At 60.1% G+C, this 17,340-nt stretch carries 14 protein-coding genes and 1 tRNA gene; 9 read left to right on the plus strand and 6 right to left on the minus strand.

All coding sequences use genetic code 11. The features are described from left to right. Positions 1-10: 10 nt before the first annotated feature. The 4 genes from LOL23_RS16450 to LOL23_RS16465 all read left to right on the plus strand — a co-directional run bounded on the left by LOL23_RS16450 (position 11) and on the right by LOL23_RS16465 (position 6,572). Entirely contained in the window at positions 11-862 is an 852-nt protein-coding gene (locus LOL23_RS16450; RefSeq protein WP_160982021.1) for a helix-turn-helix domain-containing protein, read from the plus strand. Positions 863-907: 45 nt separating this feature from the next. Beyond that, complete coding sequence (gene hemE, locus LOL23_RS16455; RefSeq protein WP_160982023.1) at positions 908-1,987, plus strand: uroporphyrinogen decarboxylase; 1,080 nt, start codon at positions 908-910, stop codon at positions 1,985-1,987. A gap of 350 nt (positions 1,988-2,337) precedes the next feature. Next, positions 2,338-4,413: a primosomal protein N' gene (locus tag LOL23_RS16460; RefSeq protein ID WP_237173939.1), complete on the plus strand. Its 2,076-nt coding sequence runs from the start codon at positions 2,338-2,340 to the stop codon at positions 4,411-4,413. Positions 4,414-4,418: 5 nt separating this feature from the next. Next, positions 4,419-6,572, plus strand: a complete 2,154-nt coding sequence (locus LOL23_RS16465) for a UvrD-helicase domain-containing protein (protein WP_160982027.1) — start codon at positions 4,419-4,421, stop codon at positions 6,570-6,572. A gap of 114 nt (positions 6,573-6,686) precedes the next feature. Here the strand turns inward: LOL23_RS16465 and LOL23_RS16470 are convergent, their stop codons facing one another. Next, a complete protein-coding gene (locus tag LOL23_RS16470; RefSeq protein ID WP_160982029.1) occupies positions 6,687-6,920 on the minus strand; it encodes a hypothetical protein in 234 nt (77 codons plus the stop codon). A gap of 272 nt (positions 6,921-7,192) precedes the next feature. On the opposite strand from LOL23_RS16470, the gene LOL23_RS16475 reads away from it, so the two are divergent. Then, positions 7,193-8,419 (plus strand): CaiB/BaiF CoA transferase family protein, encoded by a 1,227-nt coding sequence (locus LOL23_RS16475; RefSeq protein WP_160982032.1) that lies wholly within the window; start codon positions 7,193-7,195, stop codon positions 8,417-8,419. 180 nt (positions 8,420-8,599) lie between these two features. Next, on the plus strand, positions 8,600-10,123 hold the full coding sequence (locus tag LOL23_RS16480) for a 3-hydroxyacyl-CoA dehydrogenase (RefSeq protein WP_237173940.1): 1,524 nt from the start codon (positions 8,600-8,602) through the stop codon (positions 10,121-10,123). Between the two features lie 115 nt (positions 10,124-10,238). On the opposite strand, the gene LOL23_RS16485 is transcribed toward LOL23_RS16480, so the two are convergent. Further along, positions 10,239-11,174 carry a c-type cytochrome gene (locus LOL23_RS16485; protein ID WP_237173941.1) on the minus strand — a complete coding sequence of 312 codons (936 nt, stop codon included), beginning with the start codon at positions 11,172-11,174 and terminating at the stop codon, positions 10,239-10,241. Positions 11,175-11,479: 305 nt separating this feature from the next. Here LOL23_RS16485 and LOL23_RS16490 point away from each other — a divergent pair. Next, positions 11,480-11,554, plus strand: a tRNA-Arg gene (locus LOL23_RS16490). Positions 11,555-11,626: 72 nt separating this feature from the next. Here LOL23_RS16490 and LOL23_RS16495 read toward each other — a convergent pair. Continuing rightward, positions 11,627-13,510, minus strand: a complete 1,884-nt coding sequence (locus LOL23_RS16495) for a GGDEF domain-containing protein (protein WP_237173942.1) — start codon at positions 13,508-13,510, stop codon at positions 11,627-11,629. Positions 13,511-13,777: 267 nt separating this feature from the next. On the opposite strand from LOL23_RS16495, the gene LOL23_RS16500 reads away from it, so the two are divergent. After that, positions 13,778-14,521 carry a flagellar brake protein gene (locus tag LOL23_RS16500; RefSeq protein ID WP_160982038.1) on the plus strand — a complete coding sequence of 248 codons (744 nt, stop codon included), beginning with the start codon at positions 13,778-13,780 and terminating at the stop codon, positions 14,519-14,521. A gap of 16 nt (positions 14,522-14,537) precedes the next feature. On the opposite strand, the gene LOL23_RS16505 is transcribed toward LOL23_RS16500, so the two are convergent. Continuing rightward, positions 14,538-14,966 (minus strand): PaaI family thioesterase, encoded by a 429-nt coding sequence (locus tag LOL23_RS16505; protein ID WP_237173943.1) that lies wholly within the window; start codon positions 14,964-14,966, stop codon positions 14,538-14,540. Between the two features lie 219 nt (positions 14,967-15,185). Between LOL23_RS16505 and LOL23_RS16510 the strand changes: the two genes are divergently transcribed. Further along, positions 15,186-16,082, plus strand: a complete 897-nt coding sequence (locus tag LOL23_RS16510) for a Rossmann-like and DUF2520 domain-containing protein (protein WP_237173944.1) — start codon at positions 15,186-15,188, stop codon at positions 16,080-16,082. A gap of 92 nt (positions 16,083-16,174) precedes the next feature. Here the strand turns inward: LOL23_RS16510 and LOL23_RS16515 are convergent, their stop codons facing one another. Further along, the gene (locus LOL23_RS16515; RefSeq protein WP_160982044.1) at positions 16,175-16,954 is read right to left on the minus strand and encodes a BON domain-containing protein; all 780 of its coding nucleotides are present in this window, start codon (positions 16,952-16,954) and stop codon (positions 16,175-16,177) included. 127 nt (positions 16,955-17,081) lie between these two features. Continuing rightward, positions 17,082-17,273 carry a DUF3008 family protein gene (locus LOL23_RS16520; RefSeq protein WP_160982046.1) on the minus strand — a complete coding sequence of 64 codons (192 nt, stop codon included), beginning with the start codon at positions 17,271-17,273 and terminating at the stop codon, positions 17,082-17,084. Positions 17,274-17,340 lie beyond the last annotated feature (67 nt).

The raw sequence follows: 17,340 nt of genomic DNA on the forward strand, positions 1-17,340 counted from the left end.
GGAGAAAAGCATGAGAGAACGACTGGACTGCGCGGTATTGCTCACCACCGAGACCGCCTCGTGGGCTAATCCCGATCATCTAGCCGGCCATAAAGGCAGATTGCAGGTTTTGCCGCTATGTCCCGACATCGATACCCACGAAAGCTATGCATCCACGATCCTGGCGGCCAATGTCATGCAGTTGCGGCGGTTCGATGCATGCCTTTTGCCGGTGGCGCCGCAAAACCTCGCTTGGGCCCGCATGACGCTTTCGGCCGCGCGTACAACATTGCGTACACCGGTTGTGACACTGTGCCGTGATCTCAAGGCATGCGCGCTGCACGATCTTTACCTGTTGGGTGTTGCCGATTTTGTGCGTGTGCCAGTTTGCGTCGAAGAGTTGCGCGTAAGAATCGAACGGCTGTTGGATAAGCAGCGTCGTCCCGCGCCCGGCGCTGCCGCTTCAGGTGTGGGCACCACGGCGCCACAGCCTGCCGTCGCCGCGCTATATCCAGCTACGCAGCAACTGGCGTCTTCCTTGCCCGCTGTGGCCGAACCCTCATCAGACTATGCCATAATCAGTGCCGGTATGACGGCGAGGCATATGTGCGATACCATCCTCGAGCGCACCGGTACCGAGCTCGAGGCTTTCGCTATTGCATCGGCGTCGCGTTATGCCACCTCCGCCGAATCATTCCGGCGGGCCAAAAGCCAGGTTGTCGAGCGCTTCGAGCGCGCATACATCACGGCCGCACTCAGTCGTCATTCCGGCAACATCGCCATGGCTGCACGCGCCGCGCAGAAGCACCGGCGTGCGTTCTGGGCACTGATGCGCAAACACGACATCGATGCGGGCAGCTTTCGGCGGCCTCCCGCCCGGTAATCCCGCCTGAACGGTAAAATCAGCTTCTTGACCAAGAGGATCTCTGTGACACACCCACCCCTGAAGAACGATACGCTGCTGCGCGCGCTACTGCGCGAGCCGGTTCCATACACGCCGATCTGGCTGATGCGCCAGGCAGGCCGCTATCTCCCCGAGTACAACGCAACACGCGCGCGTGCCGGGTCGTTCCTCGGGTTGGCGCAAAATGCGGAATACGCCTGCGAAGTTACGCTGCAGCCTTTGCAGCGCTTCGACCTTGATGCCGCGATCCTGTTTTCCGATATCCTCACCATCCCTCATGCCATGGGCCTGGGGCTCGATTTCGTGGCAGGTGAGGGGCCGAGGTTTGCACATCCACTGCGCACCGAAGAAGACGTACGCCGACTGCGCGTGCCCGACATGAACGACCTGCGCTACGTGTTCGATACGGCCTCTCTGGTGCGCAAAGAACTGGCAGGCAAAGCGCCACTGATTGGATTTGCCGGCAGCCCCTGGACGGTTGCCTGCTATATGGTCGAAGGGCAGGGTACGCGCGAGTACCAAATCATTAAAACCATGCTTTACAGCCGGCCCGACTTGCTGCATCGCATTCTCGACATCAATGCCCAGGCAACAGTGCAGTATCTCAATCACCAGATCGAGGCAGGCGCCCAGGCAATCATGATCTTCGACAGCTGGGGCGGCGTACTGGCCGATGATGCATTCCAGGCGTTTTCGCTGGATTACACCCGGCGGGTGGTGCAAGGGCTCCAGCGTGAAAGTGATGGCCGCAGGGTTCCCATCATTGCATTTACCAAGGGCGGCTCGCCCTGGATCGAAGAAATCGCCGCCTGCGGCTGCGATGCGGTTGGCCTTGACTGGACGGCGAACCTGGCCCAGATTCGTCGGCGTACCGGTGATCGGGTTGCGCTGCAAGGTAACCTCGACCCCATGGTAATGTTCGGCGGCGAAGCAGTGATCCGCGAACAGGCGCGGCGCGTTATCGACGACTTCGGTCGGGTTGGCGGCGGTGGCCATGTGTTCAATTTTGGCCACGGCATTTCGCGCCACACCCCGCCCGACGCAGTGGCCGCGCTGGTTGACGAGGTTCATACCTACAGCCGTGCCCATCACCAATCCGCTTGATACATTTTGTCAAGACCCCCGGAATAAGGGTTATTCCGGGCTTATATTTATCCAGGTTGTACACAGTTCTTGCGGCTTCGCAGCATTTATCCAAATTCCTTAGTTACGATCTCAATATCTGCCATAAGCGTTTGATTTTAAAGAAATAAAAACAATATTTCAGTAATGAGGCGTTATTTTTAGGCCTTTCCTCATTGACTTTCCACATGTTGTCGGCCGTCTTTTCCCCAAAGTTATCCACAGCTAGTCGTTGGAGTGTGGAAAGCATGACGACAGGGGCTTTTCCAATCAAAACCCAGAATTCACTTTAAGTATTCATGCCCACCACGCCCGACTGTTCAGCGTCTGAGATGTCCGCAACGGGCGTCGGCGCAAACCCGTGCGCATGGGTAAGGGTTGCGCTGGACGTCCCGCTTGCCGGCCTGTTCGACTATCGCGCCGCCGAGCCTGTGGTGCCGGGTACCCGCGTGATTGTGCCTTTCGGCCGCCGCAAATTGGTCGGCATCGTTGTGGGCACACCCCTGCAACCTGCGCTGCCCCCCGAGCAGATCCGCGATGTAGACCAGATCCTGGACGATACACCGCCCCTGCCGCCCGACTGGCTGCGGCTGGCCGCCTTTGCCGCGCGTTATTATCAGCGCCCGCCGGGCGAAGTCATGCTGCCGACATTACCGGCACCGCTGCGCCGGGTGGGGGCTTACCAGGGTAAACGCTCCGCAGGCGGGCCGGTTACGCGCATGGACAAACGAGCAGCGCCTCCTGATCCCGCCGTCGCGCCCGACCAAACGCCGGTGTTGAATGATGAGCAGGCAAGTGCTGTGCAGGCCATTGTCTCGCAGCAAGGTCACAAGGCCATTTTGCTGCATGGGGTGACCGGCAGTGGCAAGACGGAAGTCTATCTGCATGCGGCGCAACATATGCTCGGCCTGGGGTTACAGGTGCTGTTCATGGTGCCCGAAATCAACCTTACGCCGCAGTTGGAGCAACTGTTGCGCGCGCGCCTTGCGGCCTTGCCGCATGGTGGCTCTCTGGCGGTGCTGCATAGCGGGCTGGCCGATGGCGAGCGGTTGCGCGCCTGGATGCGGGTGCAGCGCGGGCAGGCGAATGTGCTGCTCGGGACGCGCATGTCGGTATTTGCCCCCATGCCGAAATTGGGGCTGATTATTGTCGACGAAGAGCACGACACGTCGTACAAGCAACAGGAGGGGTTGCGCTATTCAGCACGCGACCTTGCCGTATGGCGAGGTCGCGATCTGGGTATCCCGGTTGTGTTGGGGTCGGCCACGCCTTCGCTGGAGTCCTGGCGCCACGCCGAAACAGGGCATTATATGCGCCATACACTCGCCCAACGGGCGCGGCAGGTCGAGCTGCCGCGAGTCAGTCTAGTGGATACGCGGCGCTTGTCGTTACAGCAGGGCTTCTCGCCACAACTGCTTGAAGCCATCTCGGCCCGCCTCGATGCCGGCGAGCAGTCGTTGGTGTTTTTGAACCGGCGCGGTTACGCTCCGGTGCTCAATTGCGCATCTTGTGGCTGGGTTAGCCAGTGCCCGCACTGTACGGCATACACTGTTTTGCACAAGGGCAGGGGGCGGCACATGCTGCAATGTCACCATTGCGGTTACCACGCGCGCGTACCGCACGCCTGCCCAGACTGCGGCGATCAGGATCTCAAGCCTATGGGGCGGGGCACACAGCGTGTCGAGGAATACCTGGCGGAGTCCTTTCCCGAGGCTCGCATCGCTCGCATCGACGCCGACAGCACACGGCTGAAGGGCAGCGCCCAGGCGCTGTTTGAAAAGGTGCATGCCGGCGAGGTAGATATCCTGGTTGGTACGCAGATGGTTGCCAAAGGTCATGATTTTGCGCGGCTCGGCCTGGTGGGGGTACTTAACGCCGACGCCATGCTTTTTGCGCACGATTTTCGTGCGCCCGAGCGGCTTTTTGCCCAGCTCATGCAAGTATCGGGCCGTGCGGGGCGCCATGTGCGCGGCGGCGAAGTCATTATCCAGACAGACTACCCCGACCAAGCGGTATACCAAGCTTTAATGCGCCATGATTACGTGGGTTTTGCCAACTATGGCTTGGCGGAACGCAAGGCGGTAGGCCTACCGCCCTATGCGTACCAGGCCTTGCTCACCGCCGAGGCACGCGCGTTGGCCGATGCCTTGGCTTTTCTGTCGGCCGCGAGGGAGCTTCCGATGCAGGCTGCCGAGCGCTATCCTGGCATGCACAAGGTTACGCTGTACGACCCTGTCCCGCTACGCGTTGTACGGGTGGCGCAAGTCGAGCGCGCACAGCTACTGGTGGAGAGCGCCAACCGGGCGGTGCTGCAACACTTTCTGGCAGCTTGGTCTGCCGACCTGGCCGCGTGCGCCCGGCACTTTAATATGCGCTTTTACCTTGAGGTCGATCCTCTGGAAATCTGAACACCATGGATACCGCACTTCCCGCAAGGGGCAGTACCGTCCCGACCGATCTCAACCCTGCGCAGCGAGAGGCCGTGCTTTACCTGGATGGCCCCTGTCTGGTTCTGGCGGGGGCGGGCAGCGGTAAAACGCGGGTTATTACGCAAAAAATCGCGTATCTGCTGCGAGAATGCAATTATCGTGCGCGAAACGTGGTTGCGCTCACGTTCACCAACAAGGCGGCGCGTGAAATGAGCGAGCGCGTCAAGCAATTGGTCGACCCCAAGCTGGCCAGGGGGCTCACCATCAGTACTTTCCATTCGTTAGGCTTGCGCTTTTTGCGCGAAGAGGCAGCGCATGTCGGGTTCAAGCCCCGGTTTTCGATTCTCGATGCAAACGACGGCCTGGGCATCATCCAGGAACTACTGGCTACGACCGACAAGGCCCGTTTACGGACAGTGCAGCAAAACATTTCGCTTTGGAAGAATGCCCTGATGGATCCGGATGCGGCCGATCAGGCGGCCGCATCGCCCAGCGAGGCCGAAGCGGCCAAGGTATACCGCAGCTATAGCGCTACCCTGGCCGCCTACCAGGCTGTGGATTTTGACGATCTCATTCGCCTGCCTGCGATGCTGATGCGGGACAATGCCGAGGTGCGCCAGCGCTGGCAAAACCGCGTCCATTATCTGCTCGTCGACGAGTACCAGGACACCAATGTGTGCCAATATCAATTGGTACGGTGGCTTACCGGCTCGCGCGCAATGTTCACGGCTGTGGGCGACGATGACCAGGCTATTTACGCGTGGCGTGGCGCTACGGTTGAAAACCTCGCAAACCTCACGAAAGACTACCCGTCGATCAGGCTTATCAAGCTGGAACAAAACTATCGGTCCGTGCATACGATACTGGCCGCGGCTAACCAAGTGATCAGCCACAACCCGAACATTTTCGGCAAAAAACTCTGGTCAGATCTTGGGGCGGGGGAGCCCATCCAGCTCACGCCCATGGATAATGACGAAGCCGAAGCGGAGTCTATTGCCATGCGGCTGTCGGCCGCCCGTTTCGAGCGTCGCGCAGAGTGGCGCGATTTCGCGGTGCTGTATCGTAGCAACCAGCAGGCGCGTGTCATCGAGCAGGCGCTTCGCAACCTTCATATTCCGTACACCATTTCGGGTGGGCAAAGTTTTTTTGACAAACCCGAGATCCGCGACATCCTGTCCTACATCCGCCTCATCGCCAACGATGACGACGATCCGGCATTTATCCGGGCGATTACCACCCCCAAACGGGGTATTGGCCAGGCTACCCTACAGGTGTTGGGCCAGTTTGCCGCCGAGCGCAAGCTATCGTTGTTCGCTGCGCTATTCGAAATCGGCGAAACAGATCGTCTCGCCGACCGGCAGTTGGAGCCGCTACAGGTGTTTGGCACCTTCATTCAAGGCCTTCAGGCTCGTGCTGGTCGAAAGGGGGCGGCCCGCACGCTGCCAGTGCCTGCTCAGGCCAGCCTGCTGGGCGCCGATACGCGCAGCGGTGACGATGCACGCGTGGGTGCGGATGGTGCGGTAGAGGATTCCGCGGGTGCTGTGCTGGATCATCTTCTCGGCGTCATCCAGTACGAACGCTTTCTGTACGACACGTTGGAGGAGCGGCCGGCACAGAATCGCTGGCAGAATGTACTCGAGCTGACTGGCTGGCTTAAGCGCAAAGCCGATGAAGACGACTACACACTGGTGGAGCTGGCCCAGCACGTGGCACTGGTGACCATGCTTGAGCGCGGCGAGGAGGATGATCCAGACGCCGTCAAGCTGTCCACGCTGCATGCGTCAAAAGGCCTGGAATACCCACATGTTTATCTGGCGGGCGTGGAAGAGGGCTTGCTGCCGCATCTGGGCCGCGACGACGAGGACACCGACCCCGAAAATGCCGCCGACGCGCTGGCATCGCGTATCCAAGAAGAACGGCGCCTTATGTACGTGGGTATAACCCGCGCACGGCGCAGTCTGCACTTGTCATGGTGCCGCAAACGCCGCCGTGCGCGCGAAGATGTTGTGCGCGAACCTTCGCGATTTATTGAAGAAATGGGGTTGGCGCTTCCTGTGGGCGGCGAGCCGGAAGCGGGCGGTGCAATAAGCCCGAAAGAACGCCTGGGGATGCTGAAGGCGCTGCTCACCAAAAAGTAGCGCAATATTTGAGGCCAGACGCACAAAAGCCTGCCGTTGAGGGCAGGCTTCAGCTTTTACAACATGAATGAGCGGGCGGCGATGTAACGCTGCCGCGTTTTATTCAGCTGTGGGTTACCACTGCGAGCCGGAGAAGCGGCTGTCTTTTGCACGCGCTTCGTTGAGCGCCTCGGCGACCTCAACCATGTAATCCCAAAAGGCGACGGTACCGCGTTTAAAAGCAGCCAGCACATTCTTACCCAACTCGATCGCGGAAACGGTCTCGCCGTTGGAGAGCGCCTGCTGTACCAGTTCGCGTTCCATTGCATCGCTGAGACGAGGAGATTGGTTCAAAACGGATGCCGACATGTTTAGCCTCACTATCTAGGTGTCATCAACAAATCCAAATGTTTGTACTGACAAACACATTATAGGGTAAACCCTAGGTCAAAAGCAAGGGTAAACCCTAGTATTTAATAATACCTATGATGTGTGGCGCTTTTGCTACGCTGCACAACAAAAATCCGTCAGGCTGCGGTTTTGCGTTGTGGATCATACGTGACCGTCATGCGGACGCTCGTGGCGACGGTCCGTGCACCTTCAGGCAAAATAGGGTTTTTACTCTTCCAAGTGCGGTTTTCATGTCGTCCCCCCGCCCCGCGCCCTTGACGGGCATCAAAGTGCTGGATCTGACCCGTGTGCTCGCGGGTCCCTGGTGCACCCAGAACCTCGCCGACCTGGGCGCCGAGGTCACCAAGATCGAGCGGCCAGGCACAGGCGATGACACGCGTGGTTGGGGGCCTCCTTATATTCGTGACCAGAACGGCGCTGATACCTCAGAGGCGGCCTATTACGCGTCGGCCAACCGCAACAAGCAGTCGGTGGCACTAGACATCGCCAGCCCGCGCGGCGCCGAATTGGTACGTGAGCTGGCCAAGCAGAGCGATATATTTGTCGAAAACTTCAAGGTCGGTGGGCTGCGCAAGTACGGGCTCGACTACGAAAGCCTAAAGGCCGTCAACCCGGCGCTCATTTACTGTTCCATCACTGGTTTCGGCCAGACAGGGCCATTTGCCAGCCGCCCAGGTTATGACTTCATGATCCAGGGCATGGGGGGCCTGATGAGTATCACCGGTGAACGCGATGACTTGCCAGGCGGCGGCCCCCAGAAGGCGGGCGTCGCAGTCGCCGACCTGATGACCGGCATGTACGCGACGGTGGGTATTCTTGCCGCGTTGCACGAGCGTACCCGCAGCGGCCTGGGGCAACATATCGATATGGCGCTGCTCGATTGCCAGGTGGCCATGCTTGCCAACCAGAATCTCAATTACCTGGCCAGTGGCGCTGCGCCGCGCCGTGCCGGCAATGCGCACCAAAATCTTGTGCCTTACCAAGTATTCGCGGCGGCAGACGGGCATCTTATCGTGGCGGTTGGCAATGACACGCAATTCCGCAGCTACTGTAATGTCATCGATCGGCCCGGGCTGGCGGACGACGTGCGCTTCAAGACCAATTCTGGGCGCGTCATCAACCGCGATCTCCTTATCCCCATGCTTGCCGATGCCATGAGGCTGCAAAGTCGTGATTACTGGCTTCAAGCGCTCGAACGTGCGGGGGTGCCAGCGGGGCCTATTAATACGATCGACCAGGTTTACGATAACCCGCAGGTCAAGGCGCGTGGTCTACGCCAGAGCCTGCCGCATTCGCTGGCCGGTCAGGCGCCGAATGCCGCCAGTCCGCTGCGGCTGTCCGCCAGCCCGGTGGTGCTGCGCCGCTCAGCGCCCCTGTTGGGCGAGCATACCGCGGCAGTGCTGAAAGCCAAGCTTGGCCTGTCCGACGAAGAAATCCGACAACTTTCCGCCAAATAGGCGCTTGCCACGCCCGCCATGCGGCGATGGAGCGGAGCATGCCCGCCGTCTCAAGACGGTGCTACTTGCCCACGCGACGCCTGTGTCCGCGGGCTGGCGCTCACGGTTCGCCGTGAGTAATGCGATTCCGATTTTCAACATCAACGGCGCGGTTTGCGCCACGGCATGCAGGAGACACTCATGCAAATCGATATTGTGGGTATTGTTGGCGCGGGCGCGATGGGCCGCGGGATTGCACAGATTGCCGCCCAGTCGGGCCGCGAAGTGCTGCTGTTCGACATGAGCGCGCAGGCGGTAGAGTCGGCACGCGAATCCTTGAAACAGGTTTGGGCGAGGCTTGTGGAAAAGGGCAAGTTGAAGGCCGAGGAGGGCGCGGCGGCACTGGCGCGCGTGAAGGCGTGCAGTCGGCTGGAGGACATGGCGCCGGCGCAGTTGATTGTCGAGGCTATCGTCGAAAGGCTGGACGTCAAGCAAGATCTCTTTCGCCAGCTTGAAGGGATTGTTTCCGAGGAGTGCATTCTCGCGTCCAATACGTCGTCCTTGTCCATCACCGCCATTGCCCAGGCCAGTAAACGGCCGGGCAGGGTGGTGGGTTTCCATTTTTTCAATCCAGTGCCGCTGATGAAGGTCGTGGAGGTCATTGATGGCTTGCGCGGTAATCGTGAAACAGGCGATGCACTGATGGCACTGGCCCAGGAAATGGGGCACACGCCGGTGCGCGCAGCGGATATGCCAGGGTTCATCGTCAACCATGCGGGCCGGGGCATGAACACGGAAGGCCTGAGGGTTGCCCAGGAGTCTGTTGCTTCGTTCAGCGATATCGATGACATCATGCGTGAGCAGGCGGGTTTTCGCATGGGGCCGTTCGAGCTGATGGATCTCACGGGGCTTGATGTTTCCCATCCGGTCATGGAATCCGTCTACCGGCAGTTCTATGACGAGCCGCGCTACCGCCCTTCGCCGTTGGCGGCCGTGCGGGTTGCGGGCAAGGTGCTCGGTCGCAAGACGGGGGCGGGTTTCTATGATTACCCCGATGGCAAACAACAGAGGCTCGCACCAGCTGTCGTGCCGCCTTTGCCAGCAGGGTTGAAAATATGGCTCGCACCCTTCCATCCGCTGGGCCACCGGCGGGCGGCGACATTGCTCAAGGAGTTGGGTGCGCATGTCAGCTCGGCAGACCAGCCGCCGAACGATGCGCTGATTGTTGTCACGCCGTTTGGCGAGGATGTGTCGACGCTGGTCTACATGCACGGCCTGGATGCATCGCGTACTGTGGCGCTGGACACGTTCTTTGGTCTGGAGCAAGGGCGTCGGCGGGTTGTCATGTGCAGCGCCGCGACGGCGCCGCAGTGGCGGGATGCTGCGCACGCGCTGTTTGCCGGAGACGGTACATCGGTGACTGTCATCCACGATTCGGCCGGCTTTGTAGGCCAGCGCATGGTTGCGATGATTGTGGCGGTGGCCTGCGATATCGCTCAGCAATCCATTGCTACGCCAGACGACATCGACCTGGCGGTATCGCTGGGGCTGGGCTATCCCAACGGCGGCCCGCTGTCGATAGGCGACAAACTGGGTGCGTCTTTGATTCTGGAAATTATGCGCGGCATGCAAGGGGTAACAGGCGATATGCGTTACCGCCCGAGCCTGTGGCTGCAGCGTCGTGTGCAACTGGGCCTGTCGCTTAAGGCGACGGCCGTACATTGACGCTCCGGTACTAAGCTAAAAAGAAACAGGCTCGACATTGTCGAGCCTGTTTCTTATAGGGAGGGCTACCTAACGTGTTCAACCGTGTTCAACCCGCCATATTGCAGTGCAGCGTTTACTGGGCTGCATGCACCATATATTGGATGGCGGCCTTGAGCTCGGCGTCGCTGGCCTGCGAGCCGCCGCGTGGCGGCATGGCACCCACGCCATTGATGGCCTTGGCCAGCATGGCGTCGAGGCCGGTCGCGATGAAAGGCGCCCAGGCTGCCTTGTCGCCAAATTTGGGTGCGCCAGCAACGCCGTCGGCGTGACAGGCAAAGCAGATCGACTTGTAGAGCTTTTCGCCGGCCGGGTCGATGGCTGCGGTGTCTTTGGCAGGCTGGGGCGCGGCGGCAGCCTGCGGTGCCTGTTGTGGCGCGGGGGCGGCGGCAGGCGGCGCAGCAGGTGCGGCGGCTGGGGCTGCGGCAGCTGTTGTAGCCGGTGCGGAAGCAGGGGCAGGTGCCGCTGCATCGCTCTTTTCGCCAGCGGTGGGTTCTTTGGGTTCTTCGAACGAGGCGCCAGACTGGTTTGCGATATAGACAACGGCGCGAGCGACTTCGAAATCATCGAGCGCTGGGTTGCCGCCCTTGGGCGGCATTGCGTTGATGCCGTGTATGGCGTTCTTCACCATTTCTTCGTAGCCCTTGGCGATGAAAGGCGCCCAGGCGTCCTTGTCGCCCAGCTTGGGGGCGCCGGCAACACCAGCCGTATGGCACGCCGTACAGGTGGACTCGAAAACCTGCTGGCCTGTTTTGAAGACTTTAGGTGCGTTGGCATCGACGAGCTTGAAGCCTGCCACCGGTTTGATGCGGTTGGCAATGGCCTCGCCGGTTTGCGCATCGGAGCCTGCATTGTCCCGGATGCCCGCCGTCACCAGGTTGGCCAGCATGATGATGACGACGACCGGCACGATGAAGGCCAGGATCACAGTGACGATAAGCTGTTTGGGCGTTTTGATGATCCCTTCGTGATCCTCGATATGCTCTTCGATGTGCGCTTCCGTGTTGTTCATAATCGAATCCTGCGTATTCCTGTTTTGAGGGGCATCAAGGCCTGTGAGGCGGTGCCGGTTTTATACTGGAAACTGCAGCGGGACAAGCCCGCAAGAAGCGCCGCCCGCATACTGCGGCCGCGGCCCGAAGCCGACGCCCGCGCACACACTTACGCCGGTGGCGCTCCGAATCACGGATTATAGCCAGACTGCCCACTGTATGCATATTCCAGCGGCATTGCACGGTGTGAATTCAAGGCACGCGGGGCGGCTTGTGTGTCTACGTTGGCGCCAGCATCCACAAAACACGCTACAATGTCGCCCTTGCGCCCGTAGTTCAATGGATAGAATGAGAGTTTCCGAAGCTCTTGATACAGGTTCGATTCCTGTCGGGCGCGCCAGTCACATATAAGCCGGGGCATCTCTATTGAGATGCCCCGGCTTGTTTGATCACCCATCAGCCGCCCTGGTTTTCACTCTACCTGATCAGTCCGTGTCGCATGAGGAAGATCGGGGGCGCCCATGCCCAGCAGCGAACGGCGTTCTATGAACATGGCATTGCCAGGGATCTTCTTGGCCTCGATCTTGGCCTGGGCGGCAAACTCGGCGATGCGGTAGCTCGAGTACCCCTGGGCGGCGGTGATTTGCACCGCACCCAGTGAGACCGATACCAAGTTGTGGAACACCTGATTGCCGCGCCGGTCTTCGCCCATATAGCCACCGGCGGCGATATGTTCAGGTTTGTACAGGTGCATGGTGGCGGCAGAAAATTCGTCCAGGACGCGCTGGCAACGCTCGCGCCAGTCGGTGCTCGTGTACACGGCGATGAAGTCATCGCCGCCAATATGGCCGACAAAGTCGGCCTCTGGGTCGCTATGGCTGCTCAATAGGTTGGCCATGATTTGTATAACTTCGTCGCCTTTCCGATAGCTGTACAGATCGTTGAAAGGTTTGAAGTGGTCCAGGTCGAAATAGCAGACCGCAAAGGGTATTTCGCTGTGCAGCAGCGATTCGATATGTTCGTTGATGGGCACATTGCCCGGCAATTGCGTCAGCGGGTTTGCGTAGCGGGCCGCATGAATCTGTATCTGGGTGATTTCGCGGATGAGGTCAAACCCTGTGCCGATACCAATGAAGCGGCCGTTCTCGGTGATGATGAACCCATCATACAGGTCATGGGCGCTGCCATCGGCAATCAATGCACCCAGCTCCTTCAGGCCTGTTTGGTGATCCACGATAAGGGGCATGCGCTCAATGAGGTGCGAGCACGGCTTGTTGCCATACAGCTCGCGATAATACGGGCGGGCGAGTTGATCCAGCAGGCGAATACGTGAGATCAACCCGATCGGTGCGCTATCGCGTACGACGGCCAACGCCTGTAAATCAGGGCTGGCTTCGAAGATCCGGTAGACCTCGTTCGTCAGCGTTGTATCGGCAACGCTTGGTACAGTGCGCAATATGGAATGCGCTGTCGGCTGGCTTTTTTTAGCGGGCTTCATGAGTACACGCGTTTTGGTGAACGTCGATGTGAATAGTTGCCGTGCTTCGACCGATAAGGCCGGCATGCGGGCCGCTGCCGGGCGGCCGAACAAATAACCCTGTCCGTACTGGATGCCGACTTCGCGCAGAAGGTTGAACTGCGCCTCGGTTTCGACGCCCTCGGCGATGACCTGCGCCCTCGACTGGCGCGCGATTTCCAGTATCGAGCGTACGAACTGAACCTTGACGGGATCTAGCTCTATGCCTTGTACAAAATGTTTGTCTATCTTGATGTAATCGGGCCGCAGCTCTGACCACATGCGCAGGTTCGAGAAACCTTCTCCTAGATCGTCGAGGGCGATCTGCAGGCCGCGCTCCCTGAATGCCATGGCAGCCTGCCGCAGGGCGGCATAGTTCGAATTGGCGTAGGCCTCGGTGACTTCGATGACGACACTCGCCGGCAGGGTATCGATCGCATCGCAGCACGTGCAGGAGCTGCTGTCGCAAAGGTGCCGCCGCAGCAGTGCATCGGGGCTCATGTTCAGGAACAGTTTGCCTGGCAGTGCCGCCTCTGCATAGGCTTCGATCTGTTTCTTGCGGCAGAGGCTTTCGAGCTCCAGGTTTCTTTGAGACTGGTGCGCCGCGCGAAATAGCGCCAGTGGCGAATGCAGCGATGAGTTGGCAGGGCCGCGAATCAGCGCTTCGAAGCCGAGGACGCTGCCCGAGCGAAGGTTGACGATGGGCTGGAACACGGGCGTTACCATCTCGTTGCGCAAGATGCCGTGAATGCATGGGATGTCTCTTGTGCTTTGTTCGTAATGCGGCAGACCGGTACCGTCAGTGCTGGTACCGGAGGCTGACAACCTCGCTGCTTCCATTGTTCGTTCCGTAAGGCTGGCCATAAATGGCGTTTCATTGTGGGCGCCGGAAACGCAAGATAGCAAGCATATGTTACTTCCGCGTTTCCTCTTGCAACGCCTAACGGCTGCGGAATTGCTGATCTTTAACATTTGCGGCGCTACATCATGCGTCATGCATCAACAATTGGCTATTGTTGACATTTTCAAGGTAGAAGCAGGCACCGATTTTGAGTAGCATTTTTTCGTGCCGCGCGTAAGTTGCTACGCGCCTGTATGGAGCTCTCCGTGTCTGTTTCGCCTTCCTCCCCCGAAAGCCGCTACGCATTGACGACGGTGCCCGAGATCACCGATGTGCTGCGTCGCGTCCATCAGCAGCGGGTTTTGCTCCAGATGAGCGTCAGCCCCGGTGCAAACGCCATTGTCACCACGTTGCTGCACATCGACGCTCCCAACCGCAGGCTGATTGTCGATGATGCTCCGGGCGCCGATCTCAATGCCCGCATTCTGGCGGCCAGGGCCGTGCGCTTCGAGGCTTCGCTGGATAACGTGCGCGTCAACTTCAGCACGGCCGGCGGGGCGGCATGCAGCTTCGAAGGCGCGCCGGCGCTGTCGATGCCGTTTCCTGATGTACTGATGCGGATCCAGCGCCGCGATTACTTTCGCGTGGCGACGCCAGTCGCCACGCCGGTAATATGCCGCATACCCGTGAAGGGGGAGGCTAACCCCGTACAGCTTCCGCTCGACGACATCAGTGGCGGTGGGTTGTCAATGTTCGACGATGGCGCCGGCCTGGCGCATGAGCCGGGCACTACCTACAAAGATTGTGAAATCGATCTGCCCAGTGTGGGTATCGTCAAGGTCGATCTGCGTCTCACCAATGCGCGCCAGGTCAGCATGCCGAGCGGTCGTGTACGCTTTCGCCTGGGTTGCGCCTTTGTGCCGCCCAGTGGGCCTGCGGTCAACCAAATACAGCGCTATGTCACGCACCTTGAGCGCGAGGCTATGGCACGCAGGCGCGGCCTGGGCTGAACGGGTAGGGCGCCGTCTAGCGCCTTCCTTCTGGCTTGATGATCGCGAATATCCCGGTGGCGCGGAAAATTTCCTTGTTATCCACCTGCAGCACACAATGTGCGAAAGCAAGTCGGCGGCCGGCGCGCGTAACATTGCCCGAGCCGATTACCCAATCTCCAGGCTTGGCTGGCTGCAGGAATTCACTGGTAAGCGATACGGTCACTAGCCCAGTGGGCGCTTCATAGCAGTCGGCAATCAAGTCACCCAGCAGGGTATCGGCCAGCGTCATGAGTGCACCGCCATGCGTGACGCCGCGCAGGTTGCGATGCTTTTCTTGTATCAGCATTGCGAGGGCCGTCAGTTTGCCGTTTTCGAATTTTTCATGGACGGGGCCAGTCAGGCTGATGTAGGCGCTGGTTTCGGTGCGTTCGCGAAAACCAGCAGGCGGGGTGGATAATGTCATGGCGCTTGTGTGCGGAATTATCATCTGGCGCTTGGCCGCGTGCTGTACGCTGCGGATTGAACCGAAGAGCGAAACGCGCCGCCTCACCGCGCCGGCGAGTTGAGTCAAACAGTGCGCGAATTGTAGCGCGCTCATGGGTAATGCCCGGCTCGGTAGAGCCGCGGCTATGGCTGCATGTGGCGTGCAGGGCTCTGCGTATGGGAAAAGCATGGAGGGGGTATGGCAGTCGATGAGGCAATGACAATCAAGGTAGGTTTTATTGGTGCGGGCCGGCTTGGGCAAGCGCTGGCCTGGCGCCTTGCAGCGTGTGGTTTTGATGTACATGCTGTAGCGAGCCGTAGCGAAGCCAGCGCCCATGTATTGGCCGAAGGCGCTCCGGGGTGCCGTGTGGACACGGCCCAGGCGGTGGCAGACACTTGTGACCTGGTTTTCGTTACAACCCCTGATGCGGCGATAGAAGCCACGGCATGTGCGCTGCGTTGGCGTCCGGGCATGGGGGTGGTGCATTGCAGCGGCGCCACTGAGCTCGTGGCCCTGAAGGCGGCCGCCGCACAAGGTGCGCAGATCGGCGGCTTCCATCCCATGCAAACCTTTACAGACCCGCATGCGGCGGCCCGCACGCTATCTGGCTGTGTCATCACCATTGAGGCATCCGATCCGCTTTCCGCTACGTTGCATGATCTGGCCGCTCGCATGGGCTGCAGCGGCCATACCCTGCCAACGGGCATGCGAGGCCGCTACCATGCCGCAGGCGGTTATGCTTCGCAGTTTATCAATGTATTGCTGGCCGAAGCGGTGAAGATCTGGGGTTCATGGGGCGCCGACGAAGCGGATGCCTTGCGTGCGTTGCTGCCTTTGCTAAAGGGCACAGTCAGTGCGATCGAGGCCTCGGGTATTGCCCACGGTATGCCAGGGCCGGTTTCACGCGGGGACACTGCAACGGTGGCTCGCCATGTACAGGCGCTGCAGTCGCTGGATGGCGACGTTGTGGCGCTCTATAGTGCGTTGTGCCGCCGCAGCGTACCGCTGGCGAGGCAGGCGGGGCGCCTCTCCCCTGAAGGGGCGCAGGCTATCCTGGCCCTGCTGCCTGAATGCGGCGGCCCGAGCAGGGCGTAAGTGCACCGCATTGGCATGTCTGCTGCCTGCCGCTCGGCGGGATGCGTGCGTCGCCGGATTCGGGAGCGGCCCTTGGCCGTTGGCTGCATCGCTCAGGTGTCGCCGCCCGATTGGCCGCCTATCGACGTTTCGCCCGGTGTATAGGGCTCCACCACCCGTATCCTGTTGTCCACATCTTTCACCCCGCTGCTCGCATCGGCGCAGTCTTCGATGGCATGTTTGACGCGGCGGTTGCTCACCGTCCCGTCGAGCAATACCCGGCCGTCCTTGACCTCAACGGTGACGTCACGCACGTCCATGCCGCTGAATATCAACTGCTCGCAGATGTCTTCGCGAATACGGTCGTCAGAGCGTATGTAGCCCTTGGGTGCGTAGTGGGGCGTTGGGTCATGCCATTCATGTTGCGAATGATACGGTTGACGCCCGCCGGGCCCAACGGCACGATGCCAGCCGGCCTCGGGGCCGCCATAGGTTTCTTCGTGCCAAGGGCCGCGCTGCGGATACTGCTGGCGTTGAGCAGATTGGCTCCCGCCGCTTGCCATGCCGTGGCCCTGGCTAATGCCGCCTGCGGGTCGTGAGCCTGATTGGGACAGGCTCCGGTGGCTGCCCCAGTCTATATGTTCATCCATCACGTGGCCCTGCGGGTAGCCTGCCTTGTGTGTGTAGGCTCGTTCCGCGTTGAATTCCTGTCCCATGCCAAGGCGAGCAGGGTTATCGAACGGCCCTTCATAACCTTGGTCCTTGGTTGTATTGAGGCGCCGCCGCTCGCCGCGATAGGGTTCGCGGTAGGTGTAGTCTTCTTCGTCCGGAAGATTCTGGTAAGGCTGGCTGCCGCGGTGGCTAATATCACGAGGATCGTCATTGCGTGGCATGATCTGTCTCCTGTTGCCGCGTTTACCGTCCGACTGCGCCCATGATGGCGCGCCGCAAGGATGATGGGGCGGCCGCCCCGACGGTACCTTTACGGCCGTACTCAGCATATACCGTGCCGCCGCCGGCTCATTGCCGGTCTGATTTATGCTCAGGTTTATGCTTGGTGTCGGTCTCGGCAAATTCCCTCAGTTCCTTTTCGCTCATTGATTCATACATCGATTTGGCGGGACCTTTGAGTTCGCCGACTTTCTTTTCACCGCGTTTGGCCGCCAAGGCGATGGCGGCGGCTTGTTGCTGAGCCTTGGATTTTGCGGGCATGCCTGTTCCTCCAGTGATGTGGCGCCGTTTTGGCGCGGGATCCTGGGCATGCGTGGCAAGCAGTGTT

It is taken from the genome of Paracandidimonas lactea (assembly GCF_021653995.1).
In the GTDB taxonomy this organism is placed as follows: Bacteria; Pseudomonadota; Gammaproteobacteria; order Burkholderiales; family Burkholderiaceae_B; genus Allopusillimonas; species Allopusillimonas lactea.